The sequence below is a fragment of the Chryseobacterium sp. 3008163 genome (assembly GCF_003669035.1).
In the GTDB taxonomy this organism is placed as follows: domain Bacteria; phylum Bacteroidota; class Bacteroidia; order Flavobacteriales; family Weeksellaceae; genus Chryseobacterium.
In genome coordinates, this window is record NZ_CP033070.1 from 2,761,527 (window position 1) to 2,788,168 (window position 26,642).

The following is a 26,642-nucleotide window of genomic DNA, read 5'->3' on the forward strand; positions in this document are numbered from 1 at the left end:
AATTATTTCTCAATGTTTTATTGTTTTTTTTAAATATAATTTAAGTTATGTAAAAAATAGTATATTTGTTTTAATCTAAATTGAAACAAATATGAAGCAGTTTTACCAAAGTCTTTTTCTTAAAAGGAAATCAACGAAAAATTATCTGAAAAATGCCTTCGCAGGTCTGGCATTTTTGTTTGCAGGTTACAATACTGTAAATGCTCAAGTAAGTGCTTACAGCTTTGCACGGTCTTCTGGAACCTTTACACCTATTACGGGTACGGTTTTAGGGACTGCAACAGGAAATACTTCTGCCACAAATCTTAATAGTGAGGTTTATCCTATCACAATACCGTTTGGCTTTAATTTTAATGATGTTTCATATACATCACTTAATGTTTCCTCGAACGGTTTTGTTACTTTCGGCACAACACCACCTCTTACAAGTACTACAACACCCATATCTGGAACTGTTGCTTACGCTGGTGCTGTGTCTGCTTTTGGCAGGGATCTTGTCAGTCTTTTTGATATAGCTGGAGTTACAGGAAATATCAGTTGGGATGTTGTTGGTACAACTCCTAATAGAGAGGTTGTTATACAATGGAAAGATTTCAGACCAACGAATACTACAAGCACTACCGCTGCGTATGCTTTTTCATTTCAAATTCGCTTGGAAGAAACTACGAATGTTATTAGGATGATGTACACTAATGGCTCTTATTTGGCGGGTACTACATCTTATGCATCTACTGCACAGATAGGCTTGCGAGGTAGTACTAATGCAGATTTTAATAACAGAATCAATGCTACAACATTAGAGTTTATAAATTCTACTGCTGGTACAGCAAATAGCAGTACACAAAGTTTTAGCACAACTAATGTAATTCCAGGGATGCCTACCACTGGTTTAACTTATACTTGGACTCCGCCTACGTGTTATTCACCTTCTGGATTAGCACTTGTAAGCACAACAGCAAATACTGCGAATACATCTTGGAATGCAACTTCTTCTCCTCCAGGTAATGGTTATGAGGTTTATTACAGTACATCAAGTACAGTTCCGACCTCTTCAACAGTTCCACAATTGCAAAATATCACTACAACTTCCACTACTATACCTTCATTATTACCTTCAACGATTTATTATGTTTGGGTGAGATCAAACTGTGGTGCAGGTAATGTGAGTGTATGGTCTTTGCAGCCATTAGTTATGATTACACAATGTCAACCACCTGCGCTAATTTCTACTGCTGGATCAACGGTTTGTCCTAATCAAACTGCAACCTTATCAGCTACTACAGTTAGTGGTGCAATATTAACTTGGTATGATGCAGCAACTGTGGGTAATATTTTAACAACAGGCACTACTTATACAACGCCTTCATTATCTGCAACTACTAACTATTGGGTAGCAGCAGCTTCTGTGGGATCAGATCAATTTGTTGGAAAAGATACTCCTACTGCAACAACAGGAAATTCTACTTTTACAAATTATGGTTTGGTTTTCGATGCATACGGCCCGATGACGATTAAAGAAGTTGATGTATATCCCATGCATGCTACCAATACCACGGGTACAGTGACTATCAATTTAAAAAATTCAGCAGGGACAGTTTTAGCAAGTCAAGTTGCTAATGTAAATGTTTCTGTAGCGGGTGTCTTGAATACGATAACATTAAATTTTGATGTTCCTTCAGCGGGTAACGATTATCGCTTGGTGGTCGATGCGGCTTCGGGAATTAGTAATTTAAGAAGAGAAATTAGTAGTGGTTTTGCATATCCTTATACATTACCGGGTGTATGTAGTATTACTGCTGCAAGCTTTGGAGTAAATCCTAGTGCGAGTTACTATTACTATCTTTATAATTGGAAAGTTGCTGGAAAATGCGAATCTGCAAGAACATTGGTTACAGCTACGGTAGATACAAATTGTCTATCGACCTCAGAAACTACTAAGAAAGATGCAATAAAAGTATATCCAAACCCATTCTCAGAAGTGGTAAATATTAATAAACCAGAATTAGTGAAAATGATACAAGTTTCAGATCTTTCTGGTAAATTGATTAAGACAATCAATCAGCCAGAATCTGTAATAAGATTAAATGATCTTTCTGCGGGAATGTATTTACTGCAACTTGATATGAAAGATGGTTCTAAGCAAACCATTAAGGTAATTAAGAAATAATACTTTAACCATCAAATAAAAACCGGCTCTAAATATTTTTAGAGCCGATTTCTTTTTATCTATCTTATTGTTGCAAGATTCCACCTGTGTTTTCACTTTGGGTGGTTTGTTTGATCATGTTCGGATCTTCTTTCGCCAATTTGTTTTTGGTTGGAATTTTATAATTTACGGTGATTCCGAAACTTCGGCTGTCGAATTTGTTTGATGTAAAGACTTTCCCTCCTGAAGAATTTGCTACAATGACACTTTTATTCTGATTAAAAATATCTCTAGCGTAGAGCGAAAGATTAAGACGATCCGCCATGAACTTTTTTGATACAGTTAAATCAAAAGCATTATTCAAAGGTTTCTCAATTTGAAAATAATAGAAATTTCCTCCCTTGGGTATCACGTTATAATTTGCCTGAAGTCTGATGTCTTTTGGGAGAATAAACTGTCCCATTAAACTGAAAACCCAGAAACCTTTTGATTTAATATCCGGCATTTCCTGAATCTGATAACCTGCATAAACATATAATAAGTTCATTTTATCAGGATTTACATTAAATTTCATCAGCTCGCTGAAAGGCGTTGTGAAAAGCATAAACGGAATCGGCATTCCGAAATTGAAATTGTGTGTTCTGATGCTGTTAACCTGTACCTGTTCGTTTCTGATTAAATTACCTTCCCTCGAAACTTTCTGAACAATCTGATTTTTCACCCAACTTGTGTTATAGCCAATGTAGGCATAATCAAATGCACTGATTTTGATTTCCGCATTGTCAAAAATTGTTGGCTGTAGATTGGGGTTACCAGTTGATGTAAGTGTTTCTGTTGTGAGTGTATTGTTATTAGGGTTTAAGAGCGAAACACTTGGCAGGCTGATTTTTTTGTTATAGTTTAAATTAATGAAAAGTTGTTTCATTAAATTATACTGCACACTTGCATTTGGAAAAACTTTAAATTTTTTGAATGGATTTAAATTACTTTCATTTAAAATACCTTTATTATCATAGAAGCGTGTAATTCCTGTGATATCATAATTTTCGGCTCTTGCTCCGGCAATGAAATCAAACTTCTTTAAAGTTGCCTGAAATTCTAAGTACGCAGAAGTAGTCTGTCTTGTGTAATCGAGATTCACCAAATTTCCATCTTTCGTTTCAAAATTTTGCTGGTCAAATAAACCTCCGAAACTTACCTTTCCTTCATCTAAAATTTTCAAAGGTTGAGAATAATCAACTCGGAAATTATATAGATTGAATAAAGAAGAGTTGTTTAATGATTTATCTCCAAATTGATTAAACTCTGAATCGCTGTTGGTATAAATTGCTTTAAAATCAAGCTTTTTATTTTTATCCTCAAATTTTTTCTGATACGTAGCAGCAACTTCTTGTCTTAACCCTTTAGAATCACTTCCAAAATTAGATGTTGAAGTACCATTTAAAAAGTAATCAGTCGTAATATCTGCGCCTCCGTTGTTGTGATTGATGTCATAGTTCAATAGCAATCTGTCTTTTCCAAGCTCAAAAGTAAAAGCAGAATTCATATAATAGGTTCTTCCCAAAGAATTAGAGTGATTTCTGGTAAGCGCATCAAACTCAGAAAGAGATAAACTTTCTCTGTAATACTGACCCAGATTGACCTGCCATCCGAACCATTTATTTCTTGAATTTAATGCGATTGAATTATTAAACCTACTTCTGTATTTATCATAGCTCGAAAAACGGTAGCCTCCGTTATAAACTGCAGTCAGGTAGTTTTTAGCAGATTTACTTGTGATAATGTTTAAAATAGCACCTCCAGAAGTTGCAGGAAACTCTGCGCCGGGTTGGGTGATGATTTCAATTCTGTCAACCGAATTTGCGGGCATTCCTTCCAGAAAAGCATTCAGTTCATTACTTGAAATGTTCAAAGGTCTTCCATCCATGTAAACATCCAATGGTTTCCCTTGATACATCATTCCTACCATGTCGGATACCACCAAACCTGGAAGTTTTTTTACACCTTCCATTAAAGAGCCAGAGTTTAAGCTTGGCTGTTCTGAAAAATCAAAAATAGTACGGTCGGCTTTTTGCTCAACGGCTTTTTTAGTTTTGGTAATGACAACGCCTTTGATTTCTTTTTCCTTGGTTTCTTTGTTATCTTTCGTTTCCTGAGCGAAACCTAAAACTGAACCTAAAATTGAGAGAGTAAGTAATGTTTTCTTCATAATGTGAGTAAATCTATTCTGTTAGACGAAGAAAAATCTGATTTGTTACAAAACTTACTCTACACTTTATTTTAATGAATCAAATTCTATATAATCAAACTCTGGAGATGAGGTAAATAGCTGTCTTAAAACTGAAGCGTGACCATTTCCTGCAACCACCAATATTCTGTCTTCTGAAGTATGTGGAATATTCTGAATATTTCGGAACATTCTCAGGTTTCTGTCGTACCAATATAAAGCTAACATATCTGCACCATCATGTTCTCTTAGTTTAAAATCTCCACTTAGATAAGCACCGTATTCATACTGATGATATTCTTTGCTGTTCATGAATTTGAAAAGATCTAGAATTGATTGGAAGTTTTTTCGTTCCGTATTTTTAAAAAAATTGTTATACTGTTTTGAAATAATATCATCGCTTAAAAAATCATAATCCGCACCTAAATTTTTAAAATATAGAGAGTCTTTCTTTCCAAATTTTTCTCCAAGATCATCTAAAACAGAATTGGCATCAATGCTATATAATTCATTCAAATTAAGCTCTTTTGCAATTCGCATTGCAATTTGAAAACGTTCATCTCTTTGATTCGTGTGTTTGCCTTCTTTGTATTCTTTTAATTTTTGATTGGCATTCCAGTTTGGCCATGCTTCGATCGCGATTTTTGTAGGTTTAAATTTTTTAATATAATTAATAAGTTCAGTGACTTCTTTTGCTGTTTTTGGCGATAAAACATCTACCTGATCGCTTTTTTCGGTTTTATGAGCATCAAGATTAGGATAATCAAAATGGAATGAACCAACAACCAAAACTTTAGTTTTTTGATTTGTAAAATATTCCGAAGGTTTTTTCTGTGCAGAAATGACTGTTGACAAACAAAGTAAAAAAGTATACAATAATGTTTTCATAAGGCTATTTTTTTGACAAAATTACTGTCTAATGTAATTTGAAGTAATAGCGTTTCGACGAACCGAAAATAGAATGGTATGAAATATTTTTCATCGGGAAAAATGAATTGTTTATCGAAAAATGGATAAGAAATTTCAGAGAAAATCTATTTTTGTTCTATGAAAATCAATAAACTTCTTTATCTGCATATTTTCTTTTGGACGATTTATATCATCGGCTCAGTTCTTATTCCTTATTTTGTTTTTGATTCCAGGGCTACTGTCTTTAATATTACTTTCTTTATCACAAGCATCATTTGTTTCTATGTAAATTATTTTGTGGTCGTTCCTAAGTTTTTTGACGGAAATAAAATTTATAAATCGGTGATTGTGTTTTTCCTAAGTGCAAGTTGTTTTGTCGGTGTCCGATATTTTATGGAAGAATGGCTTTTACCAACCTTTTTCGGGGTTAGAAATTACGCAGAAGAAACACAGTTTATTTATTATTATTTTGATAATATTTTTTACAGCAGCACAACAATTTTTATAAGTACTACGTTTTGGTTTTTCAGATATTTTATAAAAACAGAAGTAGAAAAAACGGAATTGGTGAAGGCTAAGAAAAATGCTGAATTGCAGGCTTTGAAAACTCAAATCAATCCGCATTTTATCTTTAATACTTTAAATAATATTTATTCTCTAGTTTACCAGAATTCAGATAAAGCGTTGCCTGCAATTGAAGAATTAGGGCAATTATTAAGATACAGCACAAAAGATCTTGAGAAAGATTTTATTACTTTAGATAAAGAAATCGGCTATCTCGACAGTTTAATAGCTTTAGAAAAACTAAGAATCAAAAATCCTGAATTATTGAATGTTGAAAAAAAACTAAATCATCCAATGCTGAATATTTCGCCTATGATTTTAATTCCGTTTGTTGAAAATGCTTTTAAGCATGGTGATTTTAGAAATAAAGGTTTTGAAATGAAAATTTCCGATGAGAATAAAATTCTGCATTTTTATCTTTTAAATTTTAAAAAAGAGAAAATGAAAGACATAGTTTCCGGAATCGGAATTCAGAATGTCAAAAAAAGACTTGAAATTTTGTATCCTAAAAAATATGAACTGAAAATTACAGAAACAGAAACAGATTTTACAGTAGATTTAAAGATTGATTTGAAGAATGAAGAAAATTAAATGCATTATTGTAGACGACGAGCCGCTTGCTGTTTCCCTTCTCGGAAATTATGTAGAGAAAATTCCATTTCTTGAACTTGTTTTCTCTTCAGAAAATCCTATTGAAGCTTTAGAATTTATTCAGAAAAATGAAGCTGATCTTGTGTTTTTAGATATTCAGATGCCGGAGCTGACGGGAATTAATTTCATGAAAATTGTAGGCGATAAAATGAAATACATTCTCACAACTGCGTATTCAGAATATGCTTTGGAAGGCTATGAGCACAATGTGGTTGATTATCTTTTAAAACCGATTTCTTTCGACCGATTCAATAAAAGTGTCCTGAAAGCTCAGGAACGTTTTCCTTTAGAAGAAACAAAAGAAGTGAATCATTTTTTCGTAAAATCTTCAGGTCAACAGCATCGTATTAATTTTAATGAAATTCTATATGTAGAAAGTATCAAAGATTATGTCAACATCAAAACCGAAGCTCAGGAATACATTGTTTTAGAAACTTTAAAATCTCTAGAAAATCAGCTTCCTGAAAATTTTATAAGAGTGCACAAATCTTTTATTTTAAATTTAAATGAAATAAAAAGTTTAGGTTCAAAAAAGATCATTCTCAATTCAGGGCACGAAGTTCCAATCGGAGATATGTACAAATCAAATCTTTTGGAAAAACTGAAATAAAAAAGCAACTCCAAATTTGAAGTTGCTTTCATTATATGTAACAGAAATTTTAGTTTTCCTGTTGTTTGATTAAGTTCAAAGCAGAACCTGCCTTAAACCAATCAATCTGTTGATCATTATACGTATGATTTGCCAAAATAATATCTTTCGTCGAATCTGTATGAATGAATTCTAAAGTCAATTGTTTTCCCGGAGCAAACTGATCTAAATCTAAGAAATTAACCACGTCATCTTCCTGAATTTTATCATAATCTGCTTCATCAGCAAACGTTAATCCCAACATTCCTTGTTTTTTAAGGTTCGTTTCGTGGATTCTTGCAAATGATTTTACCAAAACAGCTTTTACACCAAGATGTCTCGGCTCCATAGCAGCGTGCTCTCTTGAAGAACCTTCACCGTAGTTCTGATCTCCCACAACAATTGAAGGAATTCCCGCAGCTTTGTAAGCTCTTTGTACGGCAGGAACTTCACCATAAGCACCATCTAACTGGTTTTTTACTTTGTTGGTTTCCATGTTATACGCATTTACAGCACCAATCAACATGTTGTTTGAGATATTATCTAAATGTCCTCTGTATTTCAACCATGGTCCTGCCATAGAAATATGATCCGTAGTACATTTTCCAAAAGCTTTAATTAAAACTCTCGCTCCTGTAATGTTTTTACCATCCCAAGCCGGGAATTCTTCCAATAACTGAAGTCTGTCAGAAGTAGGACTTACCTTTACTTCTACGCTAGAACCATCTGCCGAAGGTGCTTGATAACCATTGTCATCAACAGCAAATCCTTTTTCAGGTAATTCAAAACCTTGAGGCTCGTTTAATTTGATCTGTTCTCCGTTTTCAGCGGTTAATGTATCTGTAATTGGGTTAAAATCTAATCTTCCTGAAATTGCAATTGCTGCTACCATTTCTGGTGAAGCTACGAAAGCATGAGTGTTCGGGTTTCCGTCTGCTCTTTTTGCGAAGTTTCTGTTGAAAGAGTGAATGATCGAGTTTTTCTCGCCTTTATCAGCACCTTCTCTGTCCCATTGTCCGATACAAGGTCCGCAAGCATTGGTAAAGATTCTTGCGTTTTCAAATTTTCTGAAAGAATCTAAAAATCCGTCTCTTTCTGCAGTAAATTTCACCTGCTCAGAACCTGGATTAATTCCTAAAATCGCTTTAGGTTTAACACCTTTTGCTACGGCATCTTCAACAATGGAAGCGGCTCTCGATAAATCTTCATAAGAAGAATTGGTACAAGATCCGATCAATGCCCATTCAACTTCAATTGGCCATCCGTTTGCTTCAGCTTTCGCTTTAAATTCAGAAACGGGAGTTGCCAAATCTGGAGTAAATGGTCCGTTCAAGTGAGGAGCTAATTCTGAAAGATTAATTTCAATGACCTGATCGAAATATTGTTCCGGGTTTGCATACACTTCTGCATCACCTGTTAAGTGTTCAGCTACTTTATCGGCAGCGTCTACAACATCCTGTCTTCCGGTAGAAGCCAAATATCTTCTCATAGAATCGTCGTATCCGAAAGTAGAAGTGGTCGCACCAATTTCGGCTCCCATGTTACAGATAGTTCCTTTTCCTGTTGCGGATAAAGAAATAGCACCGTCCCCGAAGTATTCTACGATGCATCCGGTTCCACCTTTTACGGTAAGAATTCCGGCAACTTTTAGGATAACGTCTTTTGCTGAAGTCCAGCCAGACATTTTACCGGTTAATTTTACACCGATTAATTTTGGCATTTTAAGCTCCCAAGCCATTCCTGCCATTACGTCTACAGCATCTGCACCACCAACTCCGATGGCAACCATTCCTAAACCTCCTGCGTTAACCGTATGAGAGTCAGTTCCGATCATCATTCCTCCGGGAAATGCGTAATTTTCTAAAACAACTTGATGGATAATTCCGGCTCCCGGTTTCCAGAAACCGATTCCGTATTTATCACAAACAGAACCCAAGAAGTTGAAAACCTCAGAGTTCTTATTGATTCCTTCCTGTAAATCTGATTCTGCACCTACTCTTGCCTGAATCAGGTGATCGGCGTGAGCAGTTGAAGGAACGGCCACTTTAGGTTTTCCTGCCTGCATAAATTGTAAAAGAGCCATCTGAGCTGTTGCATCCTGCATGGCAACTCTGTCTGGAGCGAAATCTACGTAAGAATTTCCTCTTTCATGTTCTTTTGTTGCGTTTCCTTCCCACAAGTGTGTGTAAAGAATTTTTTCTGAAAGTGTTAATGGTTTTCCTGTAATCTGTCTTGCTGCTGCAATACGTTCAGGATAACGTTCGTACACTTTTTTGATCATGTCAATGTCGAAAGTCATATCTTAATTTAATTTTTCTGTTTTCAATAAATCTTCTGTTCTTTAAATAAAATATAAAGCAGAAAATTATAATCGTGTATTATTCATCAAATACTGTTCCTCCAATCTAGAAAAGGGATAAATGTGATGAATGACTGAGATTATTTCTAACTATCAAGTTAAGGAAAAATAAAATTTCGGTTATTGATTTAAGATAAAATAAATAAGATGAGGCTTAAATGGAAACGTTCTAAACAAAAAAATGGAAGACTTCAAAAAGAAATCTTCCATTTTATATTTAAAAAAGTCTTTCGACTAAAACTTAAAATCTATTAGTGACCAACGGTAACCAATTCCTTGATAGATGGTACAAAAGTAGTCAAGTCAATACCTTCAACTGCTGCTTTGTATTCTTTAATGCTTGGAATTCTTCCCATAATGGCAGAAAGTACGACAACTGGTGTTGAAGCCAATAAAGATTCTCCTTTTTTACGTTCAGAATCTTCAACCACTCTTCCTTGGAAAAGTCTCGTAGAAGTTGCTAAAACAGTATCTCCTTTTTCAGCTTTTTCTTGGTTACCCATACAAAGGTTACAACCTGGACGCTCAAGATACATCATGTTTTTGTACTCAACACGTGCAGCGCCTTTTGGAGCATTATCGTCAAATTCAAAACCTGAATATTTCTCCAATAATTCCCAATCACCTTCAGCTTTTAATTCATCGATGATGTTATAAGTCGGGGCTGCAACAACAAGTGGTGCAAGGAACTCAACTTTACCGTCTCTTTTTTCGATATTTCTTAGCATTTGAGAAACGATTTTCAAATCGCCTTTGTGAACCATACAAGATCCTACAAAACCAAGGTCTACTTTTTTGTCACCTCCATAATAAGTCAAATCTCTGATGGTGTCGTGAGTATATCTTTTAGAAACATCTTCGTTGTTTACATCTGGGTCAGCAATCATTGGCTCAACAATAATGTCAAGATCAACAACTACTTCTGCATAATAACTAGCATTTGAATCCGGAGTTAACGCTGGTTTTTCACCAGATTTAATTTCTGTGATTCTCTTGTTTGCTTTGTTGATTAATCCCTGAAGAACCTGATTGTGGTTATCCATTCCTTTATCGATCATGATCTGGATTCTGCTTTTTGCAATTTCCAATGATTCAATCAAAGTATCGTCTTCAGAAATACAGATCGAAGCTTTTGCTTTCATTTCTGCAGTCCAGTCAGTAAATGTAAATGCCTGATCAGCAGGAAGTGTTCCGATGTGAACTTCAATGATTCTACCCTGGAAAACATTCTCTCCTCCAAACTGCTGCAACATTTGCAATTGAGTTGCATGAACCACATCACGGAAATCCATATGATGTTTCATATCACCTTTGAAAGTTACTTTAACAGATTCCGGAATCGGCATAGATGCTTCTCCAGTTGCCAAAGCTAAAGCTACAGTTCCAGAGTCGGCTCCAAAAGCAACACCTTTGGACATTCTTGTGTGAGAATCTCCACCAATGATGATTGCCCATTCGTCAATCGTAATATCATTAAGTACTTTATGAATCACGTCTGTCATAGCGTGATATTCGCCTTTCGGGTCACGAGCAGTGATCAAACCGAAATCATTCATAAATTTCATCAATCTAGGAATGTTTGCCTGCGCTTTTTTGTCCCAAACCGAAGCAGTGTGACAACCTGATTGGTAAGCACCGTCAACGATTGGAGAAATAACTGTTGCAGCCATTGATTCCAATTCCTGTGCAGTCATCAAACCAGTTGTATCTTGTGAGCCAACGATATTAACTTCAACTCTTACGTCTGAACCAGCGTGCAATACTTTTCCTGGAGCTAAACCAACTGCGTTTTTGTTAAATATTTTTTCAACAGCAGAAAGGCCTACACCTTCTTTAGTGATTTCTTTAGATGGTGCATAAACGGTAGGGATTTCAATTCCTAAAATTCCTGAAGCCCAAGTTTGTAATTTTTTACCAAAGACAATTGCGTAAGATCCGCCAGCTTTGATGAATTCCATCTTTTGCGGCGTGAATGACTTAGAAATATCTTTCAATTCCTGATCGCCGTTGTATAATTTTTTAGTCTTTGTGTTAATGGTAAGAACAGTTCCTGTAGCTACAGAATAAACTTCTTCAAGAATGGGTTCATTGTTCTCATTACGGATAACATTACCTTCTGCATCCAGTTTTTTCACCCAGTTTTGAAGGTCGATACCGATTCCACCAGTTACGTCAACAGTCGTTAAGAAAATCGGAGAAATCCCGTTTGTTCCACCAACAATTGGTGCGAAATTCACAAATGGAATATAAGGACTCGCTTGTTTACCTGTCCAAAGTGCCACGTTGTTTACACCAGACATTCTTGATGAGCCAACTCCCATCGTTCCTTTTTCAGCGATCAACATCACGCTTTTGTCAGGATGTTGTGCCTGCAAAGCTTTAATTTCCTCTTGAGCTTCCGGAGTCATCATGCACTTTCCGTGAAGTTCACGGTCTGATCTTGAGTGCGCCTGATTTCCAGGAGATAATAAATCTGTCGAGATATCACCTTCACCAGCAATATAGGTAACTACTTTGATTTCTTCAGGAGCTTCAGGAAGTTTTGTGAAGAATTCAGCCTGTGCATAACTTTCAATAAGTTCTTTTGCAATTTCGTTACCGTTGTGGAATGCTTCTTTTAAACGATCCGTGTCAGCTTCGTAAAGGAAAACCTGAGTTTTTAGAACGTTTGCAGCTTCTTTAGCAATATTAGCATCGTTACCTAAAGCTAAATCCAACAATACTTTGATTGAAGGACCTCCTTTCATGTGAGATAATAACTCGAATGCAAAAGCAGGAGTTATTTCTTCTAATACGGATTCACCTAAAATGATTTCTTTTAAAAACTGAGCTTTCACAACTGCAGCAGGTGTTGTACCCGGTAAACTGTTGTAGATAAAGAATTTCAGAGAATCTGCTCTGTATTCGTTATTAGTATCTTTAATTTGTGCAATGATTGCGCTTAAAAGTTCTGCACCATCAATTGGTTTTGGGTGAAGACCCTGAATTTTTCTTTCTTCAATCTCTTGGATGTAATCCTGATAAATATTCATAAATAGAAGTTCTTTTTAAAAAATTAAAGGTAGATATTGAATAGTTGTCATCTGAAAGTACAGAAGCAAGCTGTATGATCTACACCATTTCTAAAAATGTGAGATAATAATCTGTCCCGATGGATAAATAGTAAAAGGACTTCCTCTGAAAATGTAAGTGGTTTACCTGCAATCTGTCTCGCCGCAAAAACTCTTTTCGGATAAAACGTTTGGTGGCTTTTGATGTGTTGCAATCAAATGTTGTGGCTTAAAAACGTTTTAAAATTATCAAACATTTAAAAATGTTCCCAAAAATACGGAATTTTAATATTTTTTTGGTCTAAATTATTTAGATTCTGTATAAATATGTGTTTTATATTTTCTATTTTTGGCAGATATTTTGAACACAAACAGTCATGAAGAAAATTTTCAATGTTATTTTTATTCTTTTATCGATGAGTTTCGTTGCTCAGTCTAAGGTTTTGAAAAATAATAAGTTAGTTACTAAGAAGAATCCGGTAAAACAGATTGTTAAGAAAAAACCTGAGAGTAATTTGGTTGTTATTAATGAAAATGTTCCGTTGTTAATTCCGCAAAGATTAAATGGTAATTTTGGATATGTCAATCAAAAAGGGAAATTAGTTATCGCTCCTGAATACCACATCGCCATGTTTTTTGCTGAAGATTGCAATCTTTTAAATTCACCCAACCCCAAAGCCAAGAAATTTGGTACAGCTCATTTTGCCACAGTTGAAAAGAACGGTATTTCATACAGAATCAATCAGGCTGGAAAGAGATTATACCAATTTAAAAATGCAGATTTGGGAAAATGTCAGACTGAATTTAAAAAACAACTTTTCCATGCTTATATTTTAAATGGTTCTTATGGAATTATAGAAGATTCGAAGTTCAGTAACCCCTCTGACCGCTCACATTTTAAAATTTATCCCAAATATGAATATTTACATATTTTAGAAGGAGATGATTTGTCAAATCCTATGATTGTGGCTTCTCATAAGGACAAATTTGGCATCATCGATGTCAACAATAATATTATTATTCCATTTGAATATGCTGATATCAAACGAAACTACAGCTGGAAATTGGGGAAAATGTTTGAAGTAACCAAAGACGATAAAACCTATTATTATATTGATTCTAATAACAAAGCCTATTAAATTTGCAACATCATCAAATTTTTGTAATTTTGCGCTGAAATTAAAGGGGTGCTCCAATGGGGGCTGAGATTATACCCAATGAACCTGGAACGGGTAATGCTGTTTAGGGATGTTGTATCATAATATCTTATCGATCCCCTTTTATTCCATTAAATTTTAAAAATTTATAAGAATGAAAGGATTTATTTTTTAGGACTTACCGCAAGTTCTATGGGTTTTGCACAAACTCAGAATACAGATTCTCTGAAAGTCAGAGAAATCGAAGCTGTCAACTTTACCAAAAGGTTGCCGGTTGCCAAGGAAATCATCAATGTACAGAAGGATTTAGACGGCAGAAACCTTGGGCAGGATTTACCGATTCTCTTAAAAAACCAAACCTCAATTATCTCTACTTCTGATGCTGGAAATGGCGTTGGATACACGGGTTTTAGAATTCGTGGGGTTGCAGGAAGAGGAATTAACGTGATGATGAATGGTGTTCCGTTCAACGATTCTGAAAGTCAGGGAACTTTCTTTGTCAACGTTCCGGATTTAACGAGTTCAGCGTCTCAGATTGTAATACAAAGAGGTGTGGGAACTTCCAACAACGGAGTTTCGGCTTTTGGGGCAAGTATCAATGTGATTTCTAAAGAGCCTGAAGAAAAGTTTTATTTTAAAACAGATGACAGCTACGGTTCATTTAATACATACAAATATTCTGCTGAGGTAGGTTCAGGTAAATTCTGGAAAGACCGTCTTTCTGTGATGGGAAGATATACTAATATTCATTCTGACGGATATATCGACAGGGCTTCCTCAGATTTGCATTCATACAATTTCATGGCTTTGTTTGAAGAAGGAAAAACGAAACTTCGTCTGATGGCATTTGGTGGAAAAGAAAAAACCTACCAAGCCTGGAACGGAATCGACAGACAAACTTGGGAAACCAATCCTAGATTTAATTATTCGGGAATGTACACAGATTTGTTTACGGGTGAAGATAAATTCTACGATAATGAAACCGACAACTACAGACAAAATCATTATCAACTTTTATGGGAACAAAGATTCAATGACAAATGGAATTTAGAAACGACTCTTCATTATACCAGAGGAAAAGGATATTACGAAAACTATAAAAGAGTTGACGAAACTGATGCAAAGGGTACTCATTACTCAAATTATAATCTGCCAATACCTATTGTAGGCGGTTCTCCAGTAGAAATCACAGATTTTATCAGAAAAAAATGGTTAGATAATGATTTTTACGGAGTAGTTTCTACTTTATATGGAAAGTTCGAGAAGTTAGATGTAAATGTAGGAGTAGTTGCCAATCAATATTACGGAAGGCATTTCGGAAATGTAACAGGAGTTTACTTTCCACAAATTGATGAACATGAGTATTACAGAAACCGCTCTGTGAAAAACGAAATTGCAGGTTTTGCTAAAGCTTTGATTAAAGTAAATGATTTCGAATTTTTTGGAGATTTACAATTAAGAAATATCGATTACGACACAAAAATTTTAGCTGCAGGAGACGGAGAGGGTGCAGATGTTAAGCGTAATTGGTTGTTCTTTAATCCGAAAGCCGGTGTTAATTACAGAATAGGGAATGGCAAAGTTTTCCTTTCTTATGCTCACGCACAACGCGAGCCCAACCGTGACGACATTTTTGCAAATCCTGATGTAAAATCTGAAAAGTTGCATGATTTTGAAGCAGGTTTAGAAAAACAGTTCGGAATTGTGTCATTGACTGCCAATTTATATTATATGTATTATGTGAATCAGTTGGTTTTAAACGGCGAGTTGAATAATGTCGGTGCTTTTATCAGAACCAATTCCGGTGAAAGTTACAGAAGAGGAGTTGAGTTGGGTGCTTTGGCGAAACTTTCTAAACAATGGGAAATCTCAGGAAATGTAAGTTTAAGCCAAAACAGAAACCTTGATTTTAATATAGAAAACGACGATGTCGTAAGAGAATTGGGCAACACGGAAATTTCTTTTTCACCCAATGTCATTGCGAATTTAGGATTGAGATTTACGCCCAATAAAAACTTCGAGTTTGCTTTGATGAATCAATATGTTGGAAAGCAGTATTTAGACAATACAGAAGATAAAAATCTACAGCTAAAAGATTATTTTCTAACCGATTTTAATGCACAATATCATTTTAAAATAGCTAAAAATGATATCGCTTTAAAGTTATTAGTCAATAATTTATTCGATAAAAAATATGTTAACAACGGAGCTGTTTGGTATGGTGAACCATATTATTATTCTCAGGCAGGAGCCAATTTCATGTTTGGGATCAGCTGGAAAATTCAGTAATAAAATTAAACACCATTTCATGTCATTATATTTTCAGTAAAGTTCAGATTAAATTTTTGAAGACTGCTTCGGCAGTCTTTTTGTTTTAAACTAAATAACAAAAGCTATTCCCACAGATTTCACAGATTTTCACAGATCAAACGGTTGAGGTATGATAAATTTTAAGCTTATTTGAAAAAAATCTGTGTAGATCTGTGTGATCCGTGGGAAGCATTCGATCGTTTATATTGCAAAGAAATCTCTGAAAAAGTCACGGAAAAGTTATAAATTTGCCGTCAAATGAATATTTCAGCTTACATTTTAGACTATTTGAAACAATTTGGAACGGCCACCATTCCGAAGTTTGGTGTATTTTCTCTGGAAAATTCTAAAGCAGTCCTCAACTCAGAAAACGGAAGCATCCTTCCGCCCTCCACCAAAATTGCGTTTCATTCTGATTATCAGGTTTTATCTGATGATTTGGTGCAGTTTATCAGCAGTCAGAAAGCGGTTTCAAAAGAAGCAGCAGAAAACGAATTGCAGATTCAAACTGATTTTTGGAAAAAGAAATTGCAGGCAGAACAGGTTTTGGAGATTCAAGATCTTGGAACTATTTTCATCGAAGACGGACAGCTTCATTTTAAAGGAAACCGTTTAGAATCTGATCATCCCGATTTTTATGGTTTAGAAGAAATCCACTTTTCAGATATTAACAAAGGTGAGACTTTTGAAACGCCTAAAAATATAGAGAAAGATTACAAATTCAATAAATCAATCCTTTGGATTTTCTTGTTCATCGTTCCGGTTTTAGGAATGTTGTATTTAGCATACACCCAGCAGGAATTGATTTTCGGAAAAAAATCTTTTGATAATGTTTCGGTACAGACCAAAACGAAAAGGATTGAAAAGAAAATTTCGGTAAAAATTGATTCAGTTCAGATAAAAAAAGCAGATTCTTTAAAAGTTTTTAAGGCAGATTCTTTAAGAAAAGATTCAATAAAACAAGCTGCAAAAACTTGGAAACCAAGCTCCCAAAAAAGAAAATCAAGATGGCAAAAATAAAAAAAGCGTCAGAATCTCTGACGGTGATGACCAATATCGTACTTCCCAATGATACCAATCAGTTGAGAAATCTTTTCGGAGGCGAATTATTGGCAAGAATGGATCGTTGTGCTTCCATCTCAGCAACCAGACATTGCGAAAGAAGAGTAGTAACAGCTTCTGTAAACCACGTTTCATTTGACCATCCGATTCCGGAAGGAGGAATCGTTGTGATGGAATCTAAAGTTTCGCGTGCATTCTCAACATCAATGGAAATTTATGTTGATGTTTGGTTGGATGATCCAATTAATCACAAAAAAATTCAGACCAATAAAGGAATTTACACTTTCGTGGCGGTGGATGAGTTTAATAGACCCATTCCGATTCCTGCAATGGAACCTGAGACGGAGCTTGAAGTGGAAAGATTCGATGCCGCGTTAAGAAGAAAAGAGCTTTCTCTAATTCTTTCAGGAAGAATGAAGCCATCAGAATCTGTGGAACTTAAGAAATTATTTCAAGATCCTTCTTAAAATAAATAAATTAATAGTAAATCTACGACTCTGCTTAGCTTGATAAAATATAAAAAATCATTCTGAGCAGAGTCGTAGAATTTTAAGGTAAAATATCAATAGTTAATTTTAAAAAAAATGAAGATTCTCCTTTTAGATAAAAATCACCCGCTCATCACCGAACAACTTTTAGAAAAAACTTTATTTTGGAAGAAGATTTTACGTCTTCTTACAATGAGGTTTGCTATAAAATTGAAAATTATGAAGGGATCATCATCAGAAGCAGAATTCCTTTAGACCAAAACTTTTTAGAGAAAGCAAAAAACCTTAAATTCATCGCCAGAGTAGGAGCGGGAATGGAAAATATTGATATTCCTGTTGCTGAAAAATTAGGAATTCAACTGATCAATTCTCCTGAAGGAAACAGAGATTCTGTTGCCGAACATGTTGTCGGAATGTTATTGATTTTAATGAACCGACTTTTCATTGCCTCAAACGAAGTGAAAAACGGAATCTGGCTGCGTGAAGAAAACCGTGGTGACGAATTACTCGGGAAAACTGTCGGGTTGATTGGTTATGGAAATATGGGGAAAGCAACTGCCAAAAGACTTTCGGGTTTCGGGTGCAAAGTAATTTTTCATGATATTCTTCCTAGTCTTTCAGATGAATTTGCGACGCAGGTTTCTTTAGAAGAATTGAAAGAAAATGCTGAGGTTTTGAGCCTGCATATTCCTTTGACAGATTCAACAAATTATTTAGTGGATGCTGAATTTATTTCTGAGATGAAAAATGATTTCTACATTGTCAATACAGCAAGAGGAAAGAATGTAGAAACGGAAAGTTTAGTTAAAGCTTTAAAATCAGGAAAGGTAAAAGGAGCTTGCCTTGATGTTTTGGAATATGAAAAGGCTTCATTCGAAAATCTGGAAACAGAAAATGAAGATTTAAAATACCTTTTAAACTCTGAAAAAGCCATTGTGACGCCTCATATTGCTGGCTGGACGCATCAGAGCAAACAAAAATTAGCTCAGGTAATTGTTGATAAAATTTTAGCTTCTTATTCGAATTAAGCAATTCGGATTATGTTAAATAATTCACAATTTACAATGATTTTTCACGATTCATTTTGAGTTTTATTAAATTGCCACTCATTTTTGAAACTCATGAAGAAGCTTACTTTTGTACTTGTTACAACCTTATTTTTATTCCTTTTTTCCTGTAAAAACAAATCCGAAAACCAAGAGTCTGTCTCAGAAAACACCACAAATCTGCCCAATTACGGAAATGTAGATTTGGGGAAAGTATTTTCTCCGGAAGATGCTATTCTTTCAAACAAAGACTTTATTGTTAATTATATCGATCAATATTATAAAAAAGTTTGGGAAGGAAGCGACCTAAGCGGCGGAATTCTGATTGCAAAAGGAAATGATATTCTCTTTGAAAACTACAGAGGTTTTGCGAGAGAAGGTAATCAAATGCCTATTGATAAAAATACTCCTCTGCATGTAGCTTCAGTTTCAAAAACTTTGACTGCAATGGCAATGCTGAAATTGATAGAGGCAGGAAAAATAAAATTATCAGATCATTTAACGCAATATTTTCCCGGATTTCCTTATCCGAACGTGACGGTTCAGACTTTACTAGATCAAAGAAGCGGGCTTCCGAAATACGAATATTTCATCACAAAAATTCAGCCGGCTCCAGCGGAACTTTCAAAAAAATACATTACCAATCAGGATGTTCTGAATATGATCATCAAATACAAACCGGAATTGGCAAGAGACACCGACACTGGTTTTATGTATTGTAATACCAACTTTGCACTTCTTGCATTGTTGATTGAGAAAGTAACGAAAACACCTTTTCCACAAGCAATGCAGGAGATGGTTTTTACCCCTTTGAAAATGACGAACAGTTATATTTTCCAGGAAAAAGACATTCCGACTGCGGCTCAATCATTTTATTACGGAGGAAACAGATTGTATCCTTTGGATCGTTTAGATCTAATTTATGGGGATAAAAATGTTTACACCACGCCAAGAGATCTGTATAGTTTTTCAAAAGCAATGTTTTCAAAAGATTTTTTAAAACCTGAATTGAAAGAGATGATTTTTGCACCTTATAGTAATGAAAAGGCAGGACAAAATAATTACGGCTTAGGATTCAGAATGAAAATTTTTGATAATGGTGAAAAATTGACGTATCACAACGGCTGGTGGCACGGAACTAACTCGGTGTTTGCCCATCTTTTAAAGTCTAAAGTAACCATCGTTGCCATTGGTAATAAATATTCAGGGAAGGTGTATTCTGCTTTGGCACTTTCAGGGTTATTCGAAGATTTTCCACCTCAGAAAGATAAGCTGAATCACATTATGAATGATAATCAGGATACTTTGAAAACCGGAACTGAGGTTTTTGGAGAATAATGTTTATTTTTGCTCAAATATATTCATGAAAAGAATTCTTCTCTTACTGATTGTCAGTTTTCTTGTGCATTCTTGCGCAAGAGTCGGTTCGCCGGTTGGTGGGCCGAAAGATACTTTGGCTCCACAGTTTTTAAGTTCGAATATTGACACGACCAGAGTCAATGTGAGAAGAGATATTAAAGAATTGAGAATAGATTTTAATGAATACATTACGTTGAAAGATGTGAGCAAAAATCTAAATATTTCTCCGCCTATCGAAAATATCACAAGAATTTTGCCTTCAAATATTGCCAATAAATATTTAATCATTCAGTGGTCAGATACGCTTCAGGCAAACACAACGTATAATTTTAATTTCGGAAATTCAATTGCAGATAACAGTGAATCTAATATTTTAAGATATTTTAATTTCGCTTTTTCTACAGGCGAAAAACTCGATGATCTTTACATAAGTGGTGAAGTGAAGGATGCTTTCACCATCAAAAAACAGAACAGCAGCGAAAATAAAATGGTTGTCGGCTTATATCAGTTGAAAGACACTATTGATTATAAAAAGAAACCTTACTATATCACAAAGGTAGATGACGACGGATATTACGAGCTTAATTATCTAGCTCCGGGTAAATTTAAAATCATAGCATTTGACGATGAAAACGGTAATTCTATCTACGATCCGGGGAAAGAAAAAATAGGTTTCCAGAAAGATACTATAAACATAGAAAAGTCGATTTCAGGTTTAAATTTAAAACTATATCCATCTAAAAAGCTATTCAAAAAACCTGAACTGAAAGAAATTCAGGGTGGTATTTTGATGTCATTTGAAGGAAATCCGGGTGAAGTGAAAGTTGTTTCTAAAAACGAAAAACTTCAGGATTATAAAGTAACGCATATTCCAAAATCAGATTCTGTACGAATTTGGTTTGATGCAGTGAAAAGTAATATCGGACAAACGGTTACTGAGAATCTCAAATTTGCTTATGAAGCAGACGAGAGAAAAGATTCTACATCGGTTTTTTATAAGTATAATGCAAAAAATACAATGACAGTCGATAATAATATCGGCGGTTCTATACTTCCTCCCAAAAGCGATTTCAGGTTAGTTTCAAATTATGTAGTAGATAAGATAAGCCCAGAAAAATGGACTTTAAAAGTAGACAGTCTTACCACCCAGAATTTCACAGCTAAAATTTCCGAGTCAAATCCTTACGAGATTTTAGTTCAGTCTGATTTTATTGCCGGGAAAAAATATCAGTTGACAATTCCTAAAACCACCGTTTCTTCTTATTATGAAAAGAATGCTGAGTCTAAAAGATTCGATTTTGAAGCAGATAAAGCTGAAAATTATGGAAGTTTTAATTTTATACTTACCAATGCGCCCACTACAAAATATTGGATTCAGCTGTTAGATACATCAGAAAAGGCAGTTTACCAAAAATACACCAGCGGAAATGCTGTTAAATTTGATATTGTAAAACCGGGCGACTACATCGTAAGAATTTTGGTTGACAATAATGGCAATAAGCGTTGGGATGAAGCCGATTTTGTAAATCAAGTTTTTGCAGAAGATTCATATCTCTATTATAAAATGGTTGTAGCAAGGCCTTTGTGGGAGTCTAAAGAAGAGTGGGATCTCAATGATAAAAGAACTTTTGAAGGCATAAAAGAAGCTCCTAAAAAGAATAATGAAGATACGGAACAACTGCAGCCAAGTTTTAATAATAACAATGGTACTTTAAATAATCCTACACAGTCAGGTACAAGAACTAGAACGCCACAACTTACGAGATAATGGAAACATTCAAAAAATAGTGTTCTGGAGTCTGGTGGCTTTTGCGCTGATTCAGTTTATACCCACCGATAAGATCAATCAGCCTGTAAATAGTACTGTCAACTTTATCGAAGTTAAAAAATCACCTTCAAAAGTTGTCGGATTACTGAAAAACGCTTGTTATGATTGTCATTCTAACGAAACAGTTTACCCTAAATATGCTTACATAGCACCTTTCTCGTGGTCAGTGAAAGATCATGTGAATGAAGGAAGAGAACATCTCAATTTTTCAGTCTGGAATACTTACAACAAAGATTTGAAAGAAAATATGCTTAAAAATGCTGTACAGACTCTTCAGAATAAATCAATGCCAATGCCCGCATATATTGTCTATCACGACGAAGCTAATTTATCTGAAGCAGAAAGAACTGTTTTGATCAATTATTTCGAGGAAATTTTGAAGTCTAAATCTTATTAGACCAAAAACAAAAATCCCACACATTTTAAAAGGTTACCAAAATTTTGGTTGTTTTAAAATGTGTGGGAAATATTTTTAAGCTTAAAAATTCTTTAAGTATTCTTCAAAAAATATTTTCTGAGAATCAAAAGCAATATCATCAAGATTAATTTCCGAAACAGGAATCCATTGAGTTTCTGAAATTTCAGAGAGTTCTAAATTAACTTCAAATTTTTCTGAAACATTGTATTCATAAAACAAATCAATGGTGTTGTAATCAATTTCTTTATACTGATAAACATTTGGAAGGCTTGTTAGATATTTTAGATTTGTAATGTCAATTTCTAACTGAAGTTCTTCAAAAAGTTCTCTTTTGCAAGTGTTTTCTGCGCTTTCTTTTGGATCTACAAAACCACCTGCGAGGTCAAGTTTTCCCTTTTTAGGTTCCTGATTACGTCGGGTAAGATAAATTTCGTCGCCACATCTTATTACGACGGCAACAGCTCCTGCAACGTTATTGTATAAATTGAAATTGCAATTGGGACAGCTCCATTTTTTTTCGCGGTCCCAATTCAATGATTCTTTGCCACAGTTTGGGCAAAATTTCAATATTTTCATTCAGTAAGTTTAGCCTTATTTCGCGGATGAAAGTTTAAGATAACATCACGAAGTTCTTCAGTTTTCAGATGCGTATAAACTGCAGTTGTTGTAATACTCGAATGACCTAGCATTTCCTGTATGTAGCGCAAGTCTACGCCGTTTTGCAGTAAATGTGTAGCAAATGAATGTCTGAAAGTATGCGGTGATATTTTCTTGCTTATTCCAGCTTTGTCAGTAAGTTCTTTAATGATAATAAATACAATCACACGAGACATAGAAGTTCCTCTGCTATTTAAAAACAAAGTGTCTTCATGTTTCTTGTTAATCTTAATGGCAGAACGTACCTCACTAATATAGTTTTGTAGTAAGTCTGCGGTGTAACTTGCTAGAGGAACAAAACGCGTTTTGTTACCTTTACCTACAACTTTAATGTAATTTTCTTTAAAATTGATATTGGATATTTTAAGATCGATCAATTCAGAAACACGAATTCCGCAGCCGTACAAAACTTCGATGATGCAATGATTTCTTTTTCCAAGATCAGTGTGAATTTCAATAGCATCAATAATTTTGTTGATATCTGAAAGACTCAATGTATCAGGTAAATATAAACCTAATTTTGGGCCTTCCAGCAATGCTGAAGGGTTGTCTTCACGAATTTCGTCTTCCAAAAGAAATCTGAAAAATGCTTTGATGGAAGAGATCCATCTTGCCTGTGATCTTTCACTGAATTTCTGTTTAGAAAGTGTGAAAATGTACTCCTGAAGATTTTCATACGCAATCACGTCAGGACCAACATTTTGAAGGTCTTCTTCTGCGTAATCTTTAAGTTTTTTGATGTCGCGAACGTAAGCGTCTAGTGTGTTTTCTGAAAAGTTTCTTTCAAATCTTAGAAAAATTTCGAAATCTTTAATTTTTTCATCCCAAGTCATTGTGTTGTGTTTTTTTTTTAAGTTTTTAATTCATTTTCGGAAACTTGTATTATTTCAATACCATGGCTTTGTAAAAATGATATTCCTTCGTTATCTGAATACGCATTAATATATACGAGTTTTTCTATGCCAGCCTGTAGTATCAGTTTGCTGCAATCTTTGCATGGGGATAGCGTGAGGTATAAAGTTGCTCCCTTGGCTGATTGGTTAGAACCGGCTAGTTTTAAAATCGCATTTGCTTCTGCGTGCAGCACGTACCAGTGTGTTTTACCGTTTTCGTCTTCACAGCAGTTCTCAGATCCAGAAGGGGTACCATTGTAACCATCTGAAATAATCATCCTATCTTTTACGATAAGAGCTCCTACTTGTTTCCTTTCACAGTAGGAAAGTTTTGCCCATTCAAGAGCCATTTTTAGATAAGCTTTGTCAAACTTATTATACATCTGCATCGGTTTTTTCGAAATAATTTGTGATAAAGTATATTAGAAGTTTGGCTTTCTTTTTTCAAGGAAAGCAGAAACTCCTTCTTTTTTGTCTTCTAGTTCAAAAAGTTCTCCGAAATATTTAATTTCAGTTTCAAAACCTTTATCCGTGTCAGACAGATTGGTGGCTTGTATTGCTCTAGAAATTGCCATTGGAGAATTATTCGCAATTGTTTTTGCTAATTCTTTTGTCTTGGTCAACAATTCTTCGATAGGGAAGACTTCGTTTACAAGTCCAATTTCTTTTGCTTTTTGCGCAGGAATCATTTTAGCTGAGAAAATCATCTCGTTGGCTATCCCTTTTCCTACTAGTTTGGGAAGTCTCTGTGTACCTCCGTATCCAGGAATCAACCCTAAAGTTACTTCAGGAAGACCCAATTTTGCATTTTCAGATGCATATCTAATGTGGCAAGACATCGCTAGTTCTAAACCTCCGCCCAAAGCGAATCCGTTTACAGCAGCAATTACTGGTTTTGATAAATTTTCAATTTTGTTGAAAAGAATATTTTGCCCATTTCTTGCCAGCTCTTCAGCTTTTTCTTGATTAAAATCACTGAATTCTTTAATATCTGCTCCTGCTACGAAAGATTTTTCTCCGCTTCCTGTCAATATAATAACCCTTACCTCATGGTCAGACGCTAACTCATCTAGCGCAGAACTGATTTCTTTTATTGTCTTTGCATTCAATGCATTTAGGCTTTCAGGTCTGTTGATTGTGATGATAGCAGTCTTGTCTTCTCTGCTCAAAATTATATTTTCGTAGCTCATTAGCGGTCTATATCTTTAATAACCTGCAAATTAAAAATTATTTTGCAGAAAAAAGGGAAAAAGTTTAATTTTTTCCCTTTTTCTTTTATTTATAATAGTTTATTTTAAATGATTCATCATGTTTGAATCAATATTGATGTGTAAACCGGAAGCCACTTTCATGCCAAGCTCAATGTTTGCACGGAAAAAATGACACAATTGGCGGTTGATAATTTCATCTCTTTTCGGTCCGTCGATACCGCTCATATTGTCAATAATATTATGAACCAAACGATCTCTGTCTTCCTGATTCATTGCTTTTGTATACAATAATCCGGGTTGAGTGTAGTGATCATCATCATTTTCGTTACGGTTATAGTTTGCAACATGATTATTGTCTAACTCATATTCGAAATTCTTGTATGATGCATCGGGTTGAATATCGTCAAAGCTGTTAGGATGGTAATTGGGTTTATCCTGATATTCGCTGGAGTCTGCCATAAATCCGTCTCTTTGATAATTATTGACTGCGAAAGGGCATCTGTTTACTTCCAATTGATGTGCATTTACCCCCACTCTGTATCTGTGAGCATCGGGATATGAGAATAATCTTCCCTGAAGCATCTTGTCTGGTGAAAAACTAATTCCGTTTATTAAGTTACTAGGAGAGAACGTAGATTGCTCTACATGTGCAAAATAATTGACAGGAACTTCGTTCAATTCCATTTCGCCCACTTCAATTAACGGGAAATCTGCCTGAGACCATACTTTTGTAACATCAAAAGGATTCCATCTGAATTCTTTTGCCTGCTCTTCAGTCATTACTTGGATGTACATCGTCCATTTTGGGAAATCACCGTTATCGATTGCGTTGCAAAGGTCTTCCTGAGCAAAATCAGGATTTTCTCCTGCCATTTTTGTAGCTTCTTCGTTGGTGAAGTTTTTAATTCCTTGTTTTGTTTTAAAATGAAATTTCACCCAAGTTCTCTGATTGCTTTCATTAATCATTGAGAAAGTGTGAGATCCAAAACCATGCATGTGACGATAGCCATAAGGCGTACCTCTTTCAGACATTAAAATAAGAACCTGATGAAGCGATTCCGGATTTAAGCTCCAAAAATCCCACATCATTGTTGCACTTTTCAAGTTCGTTTTAGGAACTCTCTTTTGAGTGTGAATAAAATCGGGAAATTTTTTAGCGTCTTTAATAAAGAAAACCGGAGTGTTGTTTCCAACTAAATCCCAATTTCCGTCTTCTGTGTAGAATTTTAAAGCAAATCCACGAGGATCTCTTGCGGTGTCTGCGCTTCCTTTTTCACCACCAACGGTTGAAAAGCGGGCAAACATTTTACAAGAATTTCCTACTTTTGAGAAAAGTTTTGCTTTTGTGTATTGTGAAATGTCATGAGTAACGGTGAGTTTTCCATAAGCGCCGCTACCTTTCGCATGAACAATCCTTTCAGGAATTCTTTCTCTTACAAAGTGAGCAAGATTTTCCTGTAAAATAAAGTCCTGTAACAAAACTGGGCCTCTTGAGCCTACAGTTTGAGAATCCTGATGCTCAAAGTACGGAGCACCGCTGCTTGACGTTAATTTTTTCGAATCCATAGAGTTATAATTTGATTGATTTTTTCATTTTTTAAGAGCTGTATTCAGCTTAATAATTATCAAATTTAGTAGAAATTTTTATTGGTTATGCTAAAAACGTCATATCTTTGTCA

19 protein-coding genes, 1 pseudogene and 1 riboswitch are annotated in these 26,642 nt (G+C 35.0%); of the genes and pseudogenes, 11 read left to right on the top strand and 9 right to left on the bottom strand.

All coding sequences use genetic code 11. The features are described 5' to 3' along the window. Positions 1-91: 91 nt before the first annotated feature. Entirely contained in the window at positions 92-2,167 is a 2,076-nt protein-coding gene (locus EAG08_RS12605; RefSeq protein WP_129535746.1) for a T9SS type A sorting domain-containing protein, read from the top strand. Positions 2,168-2,231: 64 nt separating this feature from the next. Here EAG08_RS12605 and EAG08_RS12610 read toward each other — a convergent pair whose 3' ends face one another. Both EAG08_RS12610 and EAG08_RS12615 read right to left on the bottom strand, forming a co-directional pair. Then, the gene (locus EAG08_RS12610) at positions 2,232-4,355 is read right to left on the bottom strand and encodes an outer membrane beta-barrel protein (protein ID WP_129535747.1); all 2,124 of its coding nucleotides are present in this window, start codon (positions 4,353-4,355) and stop codon (positions 2,232-2,234) included. A 66-nt stretch (positions 4,356-4,421) separates the two neighbouring features. After that, positions 4,422-5,261 carry a DUF5694 domain-containing protein gene (locus EAG08_RS12615; protein WP_129535748.1) on the bottom strand — a complete coding sequence of 280 codons (840 nt, stop codon included), beginning with the start codon at positions 5,259-5,261 and terminating at the stop codon, positions 4,422-4,424. A 159-nt stretch (positions 5,262-5,420) separates the two neighbouring features. Between EAG08_RS12615 and EAG08_RS12620 the strand changes: the two genes are divergently transcribed. Both EAG08_RS12620 and EAG08_RS12625 read left to right on the top strand, forming a co-directional pair. Next, positions 5,421-6,437 (top strand): sensor histidine kinase, encoded by a 1,017-nt coding sequence (locus EAG08_RS12620; protein ID WP_129535749.1) that lies wholly within the window; start codon positions 5,421-5,423, stop codon positions 6,435-6,437. Next, positions 6,424-7,107 carry a LytR/AlgR family response regulator transcription factor gene (locus tag EAG08_RS12625; protein ID WP_129535750.1) on the top strand — a complete coding sequence of 228 codons (684 nt, stop codon included), beginning with the start codon at positions 6,424-6,426 and terminating at the stop codon, positions 7,105-7,107. Before EAG08_RS12620 ends, EAG08_RS12625 begins: the two co-directional genes overlap by 14 nt. Positions 7,108-7,156: 49 nt before the next feature. On the opposite strand, the gene EAG08_RS12630 is transcribed toward EAG08_RS12625, so the two are convergent. Together EAG08_RS12630 and EAG08_RS12635 are read right to left on the bottom strand one after the other, a co-directional pair. Beyond that, positions 7,157-9,424: an aconitate hydratase gene (locus EAG08_RS12630; protein WP_129535751.1), complete on the bottom strand. Its 2,268-nt coding sequence runs from the start codon at positions 9,422-9,424 to the stop codon at positions 7,157-7,159. A gap of 311 nt (positions 9,425-9,735) precedes the next feature. Further along, complete coding sequence (locus EAG08_RS12635; protein ID WP_129535752.1) at positions 9,736-12,516, bottom strand: bifunctional aconitate hydratase 2/2-methylisocitrate dehydratase; 2,781 nt, start codon at positions 12,514-12,516, stop codon at positions 9,736-9,738. 395 nt (positions 12,517-12,911) lie between these two features. Here EAG08_RS12635 and EAG08_RS12640 point away from each other — a divergent pair, with 395 nt between their 5' ends. The 8 genes and pseudogenes from EAG08_RS12640 to EAG08_RS12675 all read left to right on the top strand — a co-directional run bounded on the left by EAG08_RS12640 (position 12,912) and on the right by EAG08_RS12675 (position 22,181). Continuing rightward, positions 12,912-13,673: a WG repeat-containing protein gene (locus EAG08_RS12640; protein ID WP_129535753.1), complete on the top strand. Its 762-nt coding sequence runs from the start codon at positions 12,912-12,914 to the stop codon at positions 13,671-13,673. Positions 13,674-13,707: 34 nt separating this feature from the next. Then, positions 13,708-13,801: riboswitch (TPP riboswitch) on the top strand. Between the two features lie 82 nt (positions 13,802-13,883). After that, positions 13,884-15,980: a TonB-dependent receptor gene (locus tag EAG08_RS12645; RefSeq protein WP_129535754.1), complete on the top strand. Its 2,097-nt coding sequence runs from the start codon at positions 13,884-13,886 to the stop codon at positions 15,978-15,980. A gap of 279 nt (positions 15,981-16,259) precedes the next feature. After that, complete coding sequence (locus EAG08_RS12650) at positions 16,260-17,021, top strand: hypothetical protein (RefSeq protein WP_129535755.1); 762 nt, start codon at positions 16,260-16,262, stop codon at positions 17,019-17,021. Further along, positions 17,009-17,530: an acyl-CoA thioesterase gene (locus tag EAG08_RS12655; protein WP_129535756.1), complete on the top strand. Its 522-nt coding sequence runs from the start codon at positions 17,009-17,011 to the stop codon at positions 17,528-17,530. Before EAG08_RS12650 ends, EAG08_RS12655 begins: the two co-directional genes overlap by 13 nt. Before the next feature lie 117 nt (positions 17,531-17,647). Next, positions 17,648-18,579: pseudogene (locus EAG08_RS12660) on the top strand (2-hydroxyacid dehydrogenase). Positions 18,580-18,672: 93 nt separating this feature from the next. Then, positions 18,673-19,935 carry a serine hydrolase domain-containing protein gene (locus tag EAG08_RS12665; RefSeq protein ID WP_129535757.1) on the top strand — a complete coding sequence of 421 codons (1,263 nt, stop codon included), beginning with the start codon at positions 18,673-18,675 and terminating at the stop codon, positions 19,933-19,935. A 25-nt stretch (positions 19,936-19,960) separates the two neighbouring features. After that, complete coding sequence (locus EAG08_RS12670) at positions 19,961-21,724, top strand: Ig-like domain-containing protein (RefSeq protein ID WP_129535758.1); 1,764 nt, start codon at positions 19,961-19,963, stop codon at positions 21,722-21,724. Between the two features lie 19 nt (positions 21,725-21,743). Then, complete coding sequence (locus EAG08_RS12675) at positions 21,744-22,181, top strand: heme-binding domain-containing protein (protein ID WP_228446554.1); 438 nt, start codon at positions 21,744-21,746, stop codon at positions 22,179-22,181. An 81-nt stretch (positions 22,182-22,262) separates the two neighbouring features. On the opposite strand, the gene EAG08_RS12680 is transcribed toward EAG08_RS12675, so the two are convergent. The 5 genes from EAG08_RS12680 to EAG08_RS12700 all read right to left on the bottom strand — a co-directional run bounded on the left by EAG08_RS12680 (position 22,263) and on the right by EAG08_RS12700 (position 26,529). Continuing rightward, complete coding sequence (locus EAG08_RS12680) at positions 22,263-22,778, bottom strand: NUDIX hydrolase (protein WP_129535759.1); 516 nt, start codon at positions 22,776-22,778, stop codon at positions 22,263-22,265. Further along, positions 22,775-23,692, bottom strand: a complete 918-nt coding sequence (gene xerD, locus EAG08_RS12685) for a site-specific tyrosine recombinase XerD (RefSeq protein ID WP_129535760.1) — start codon at positions 23,690-23,692, stop codon at positions 22,775-22,777. Before xerD ends, EAG08_RS12680 begins: the two co-directional genes overlap by 4 nt. Positions 23,693-23,709: 17 nt before the next feature. Further along, the gene (locus tag EAG08_RS12690; protein WP_129535761.1) at positions 23,710-24,141 is read right to left on the bottom strand and encodes a deoxycytidylate deaminase; all 432 of its coding nucleotides are present in this window, start codon (positions 24,139-24,141) and stop codon (positions 23,710-23,712) included. A 33-nt stretch (positions 24,142-24,174) separates the two neighbouring features. Further along, positions 24,175-24,942 (bottom strand): enoyl-CoA hydratase-related protein, encoded by a 768-nt coding sequence (locus EAG08_RS12695; RefSeq protein WP_129535762.1) that lies wholly within the window; start codon positions 24,940-24,942, stop codon positions 24,175-24,177. Between the two features lie 99 nt (positions 24,943-25,041). Further along, positions 25,042-26,529, bottom strand: a complete 1,488-nt coding sequence (locus EAG08_RS12700; protein WP_129535763.1) for a catalase — start codon at positions 26,527-26,529, stop codon at positions 25,042-25,044. Positions 26,530-26,642 lie beyond the last annotated feature (113 nt).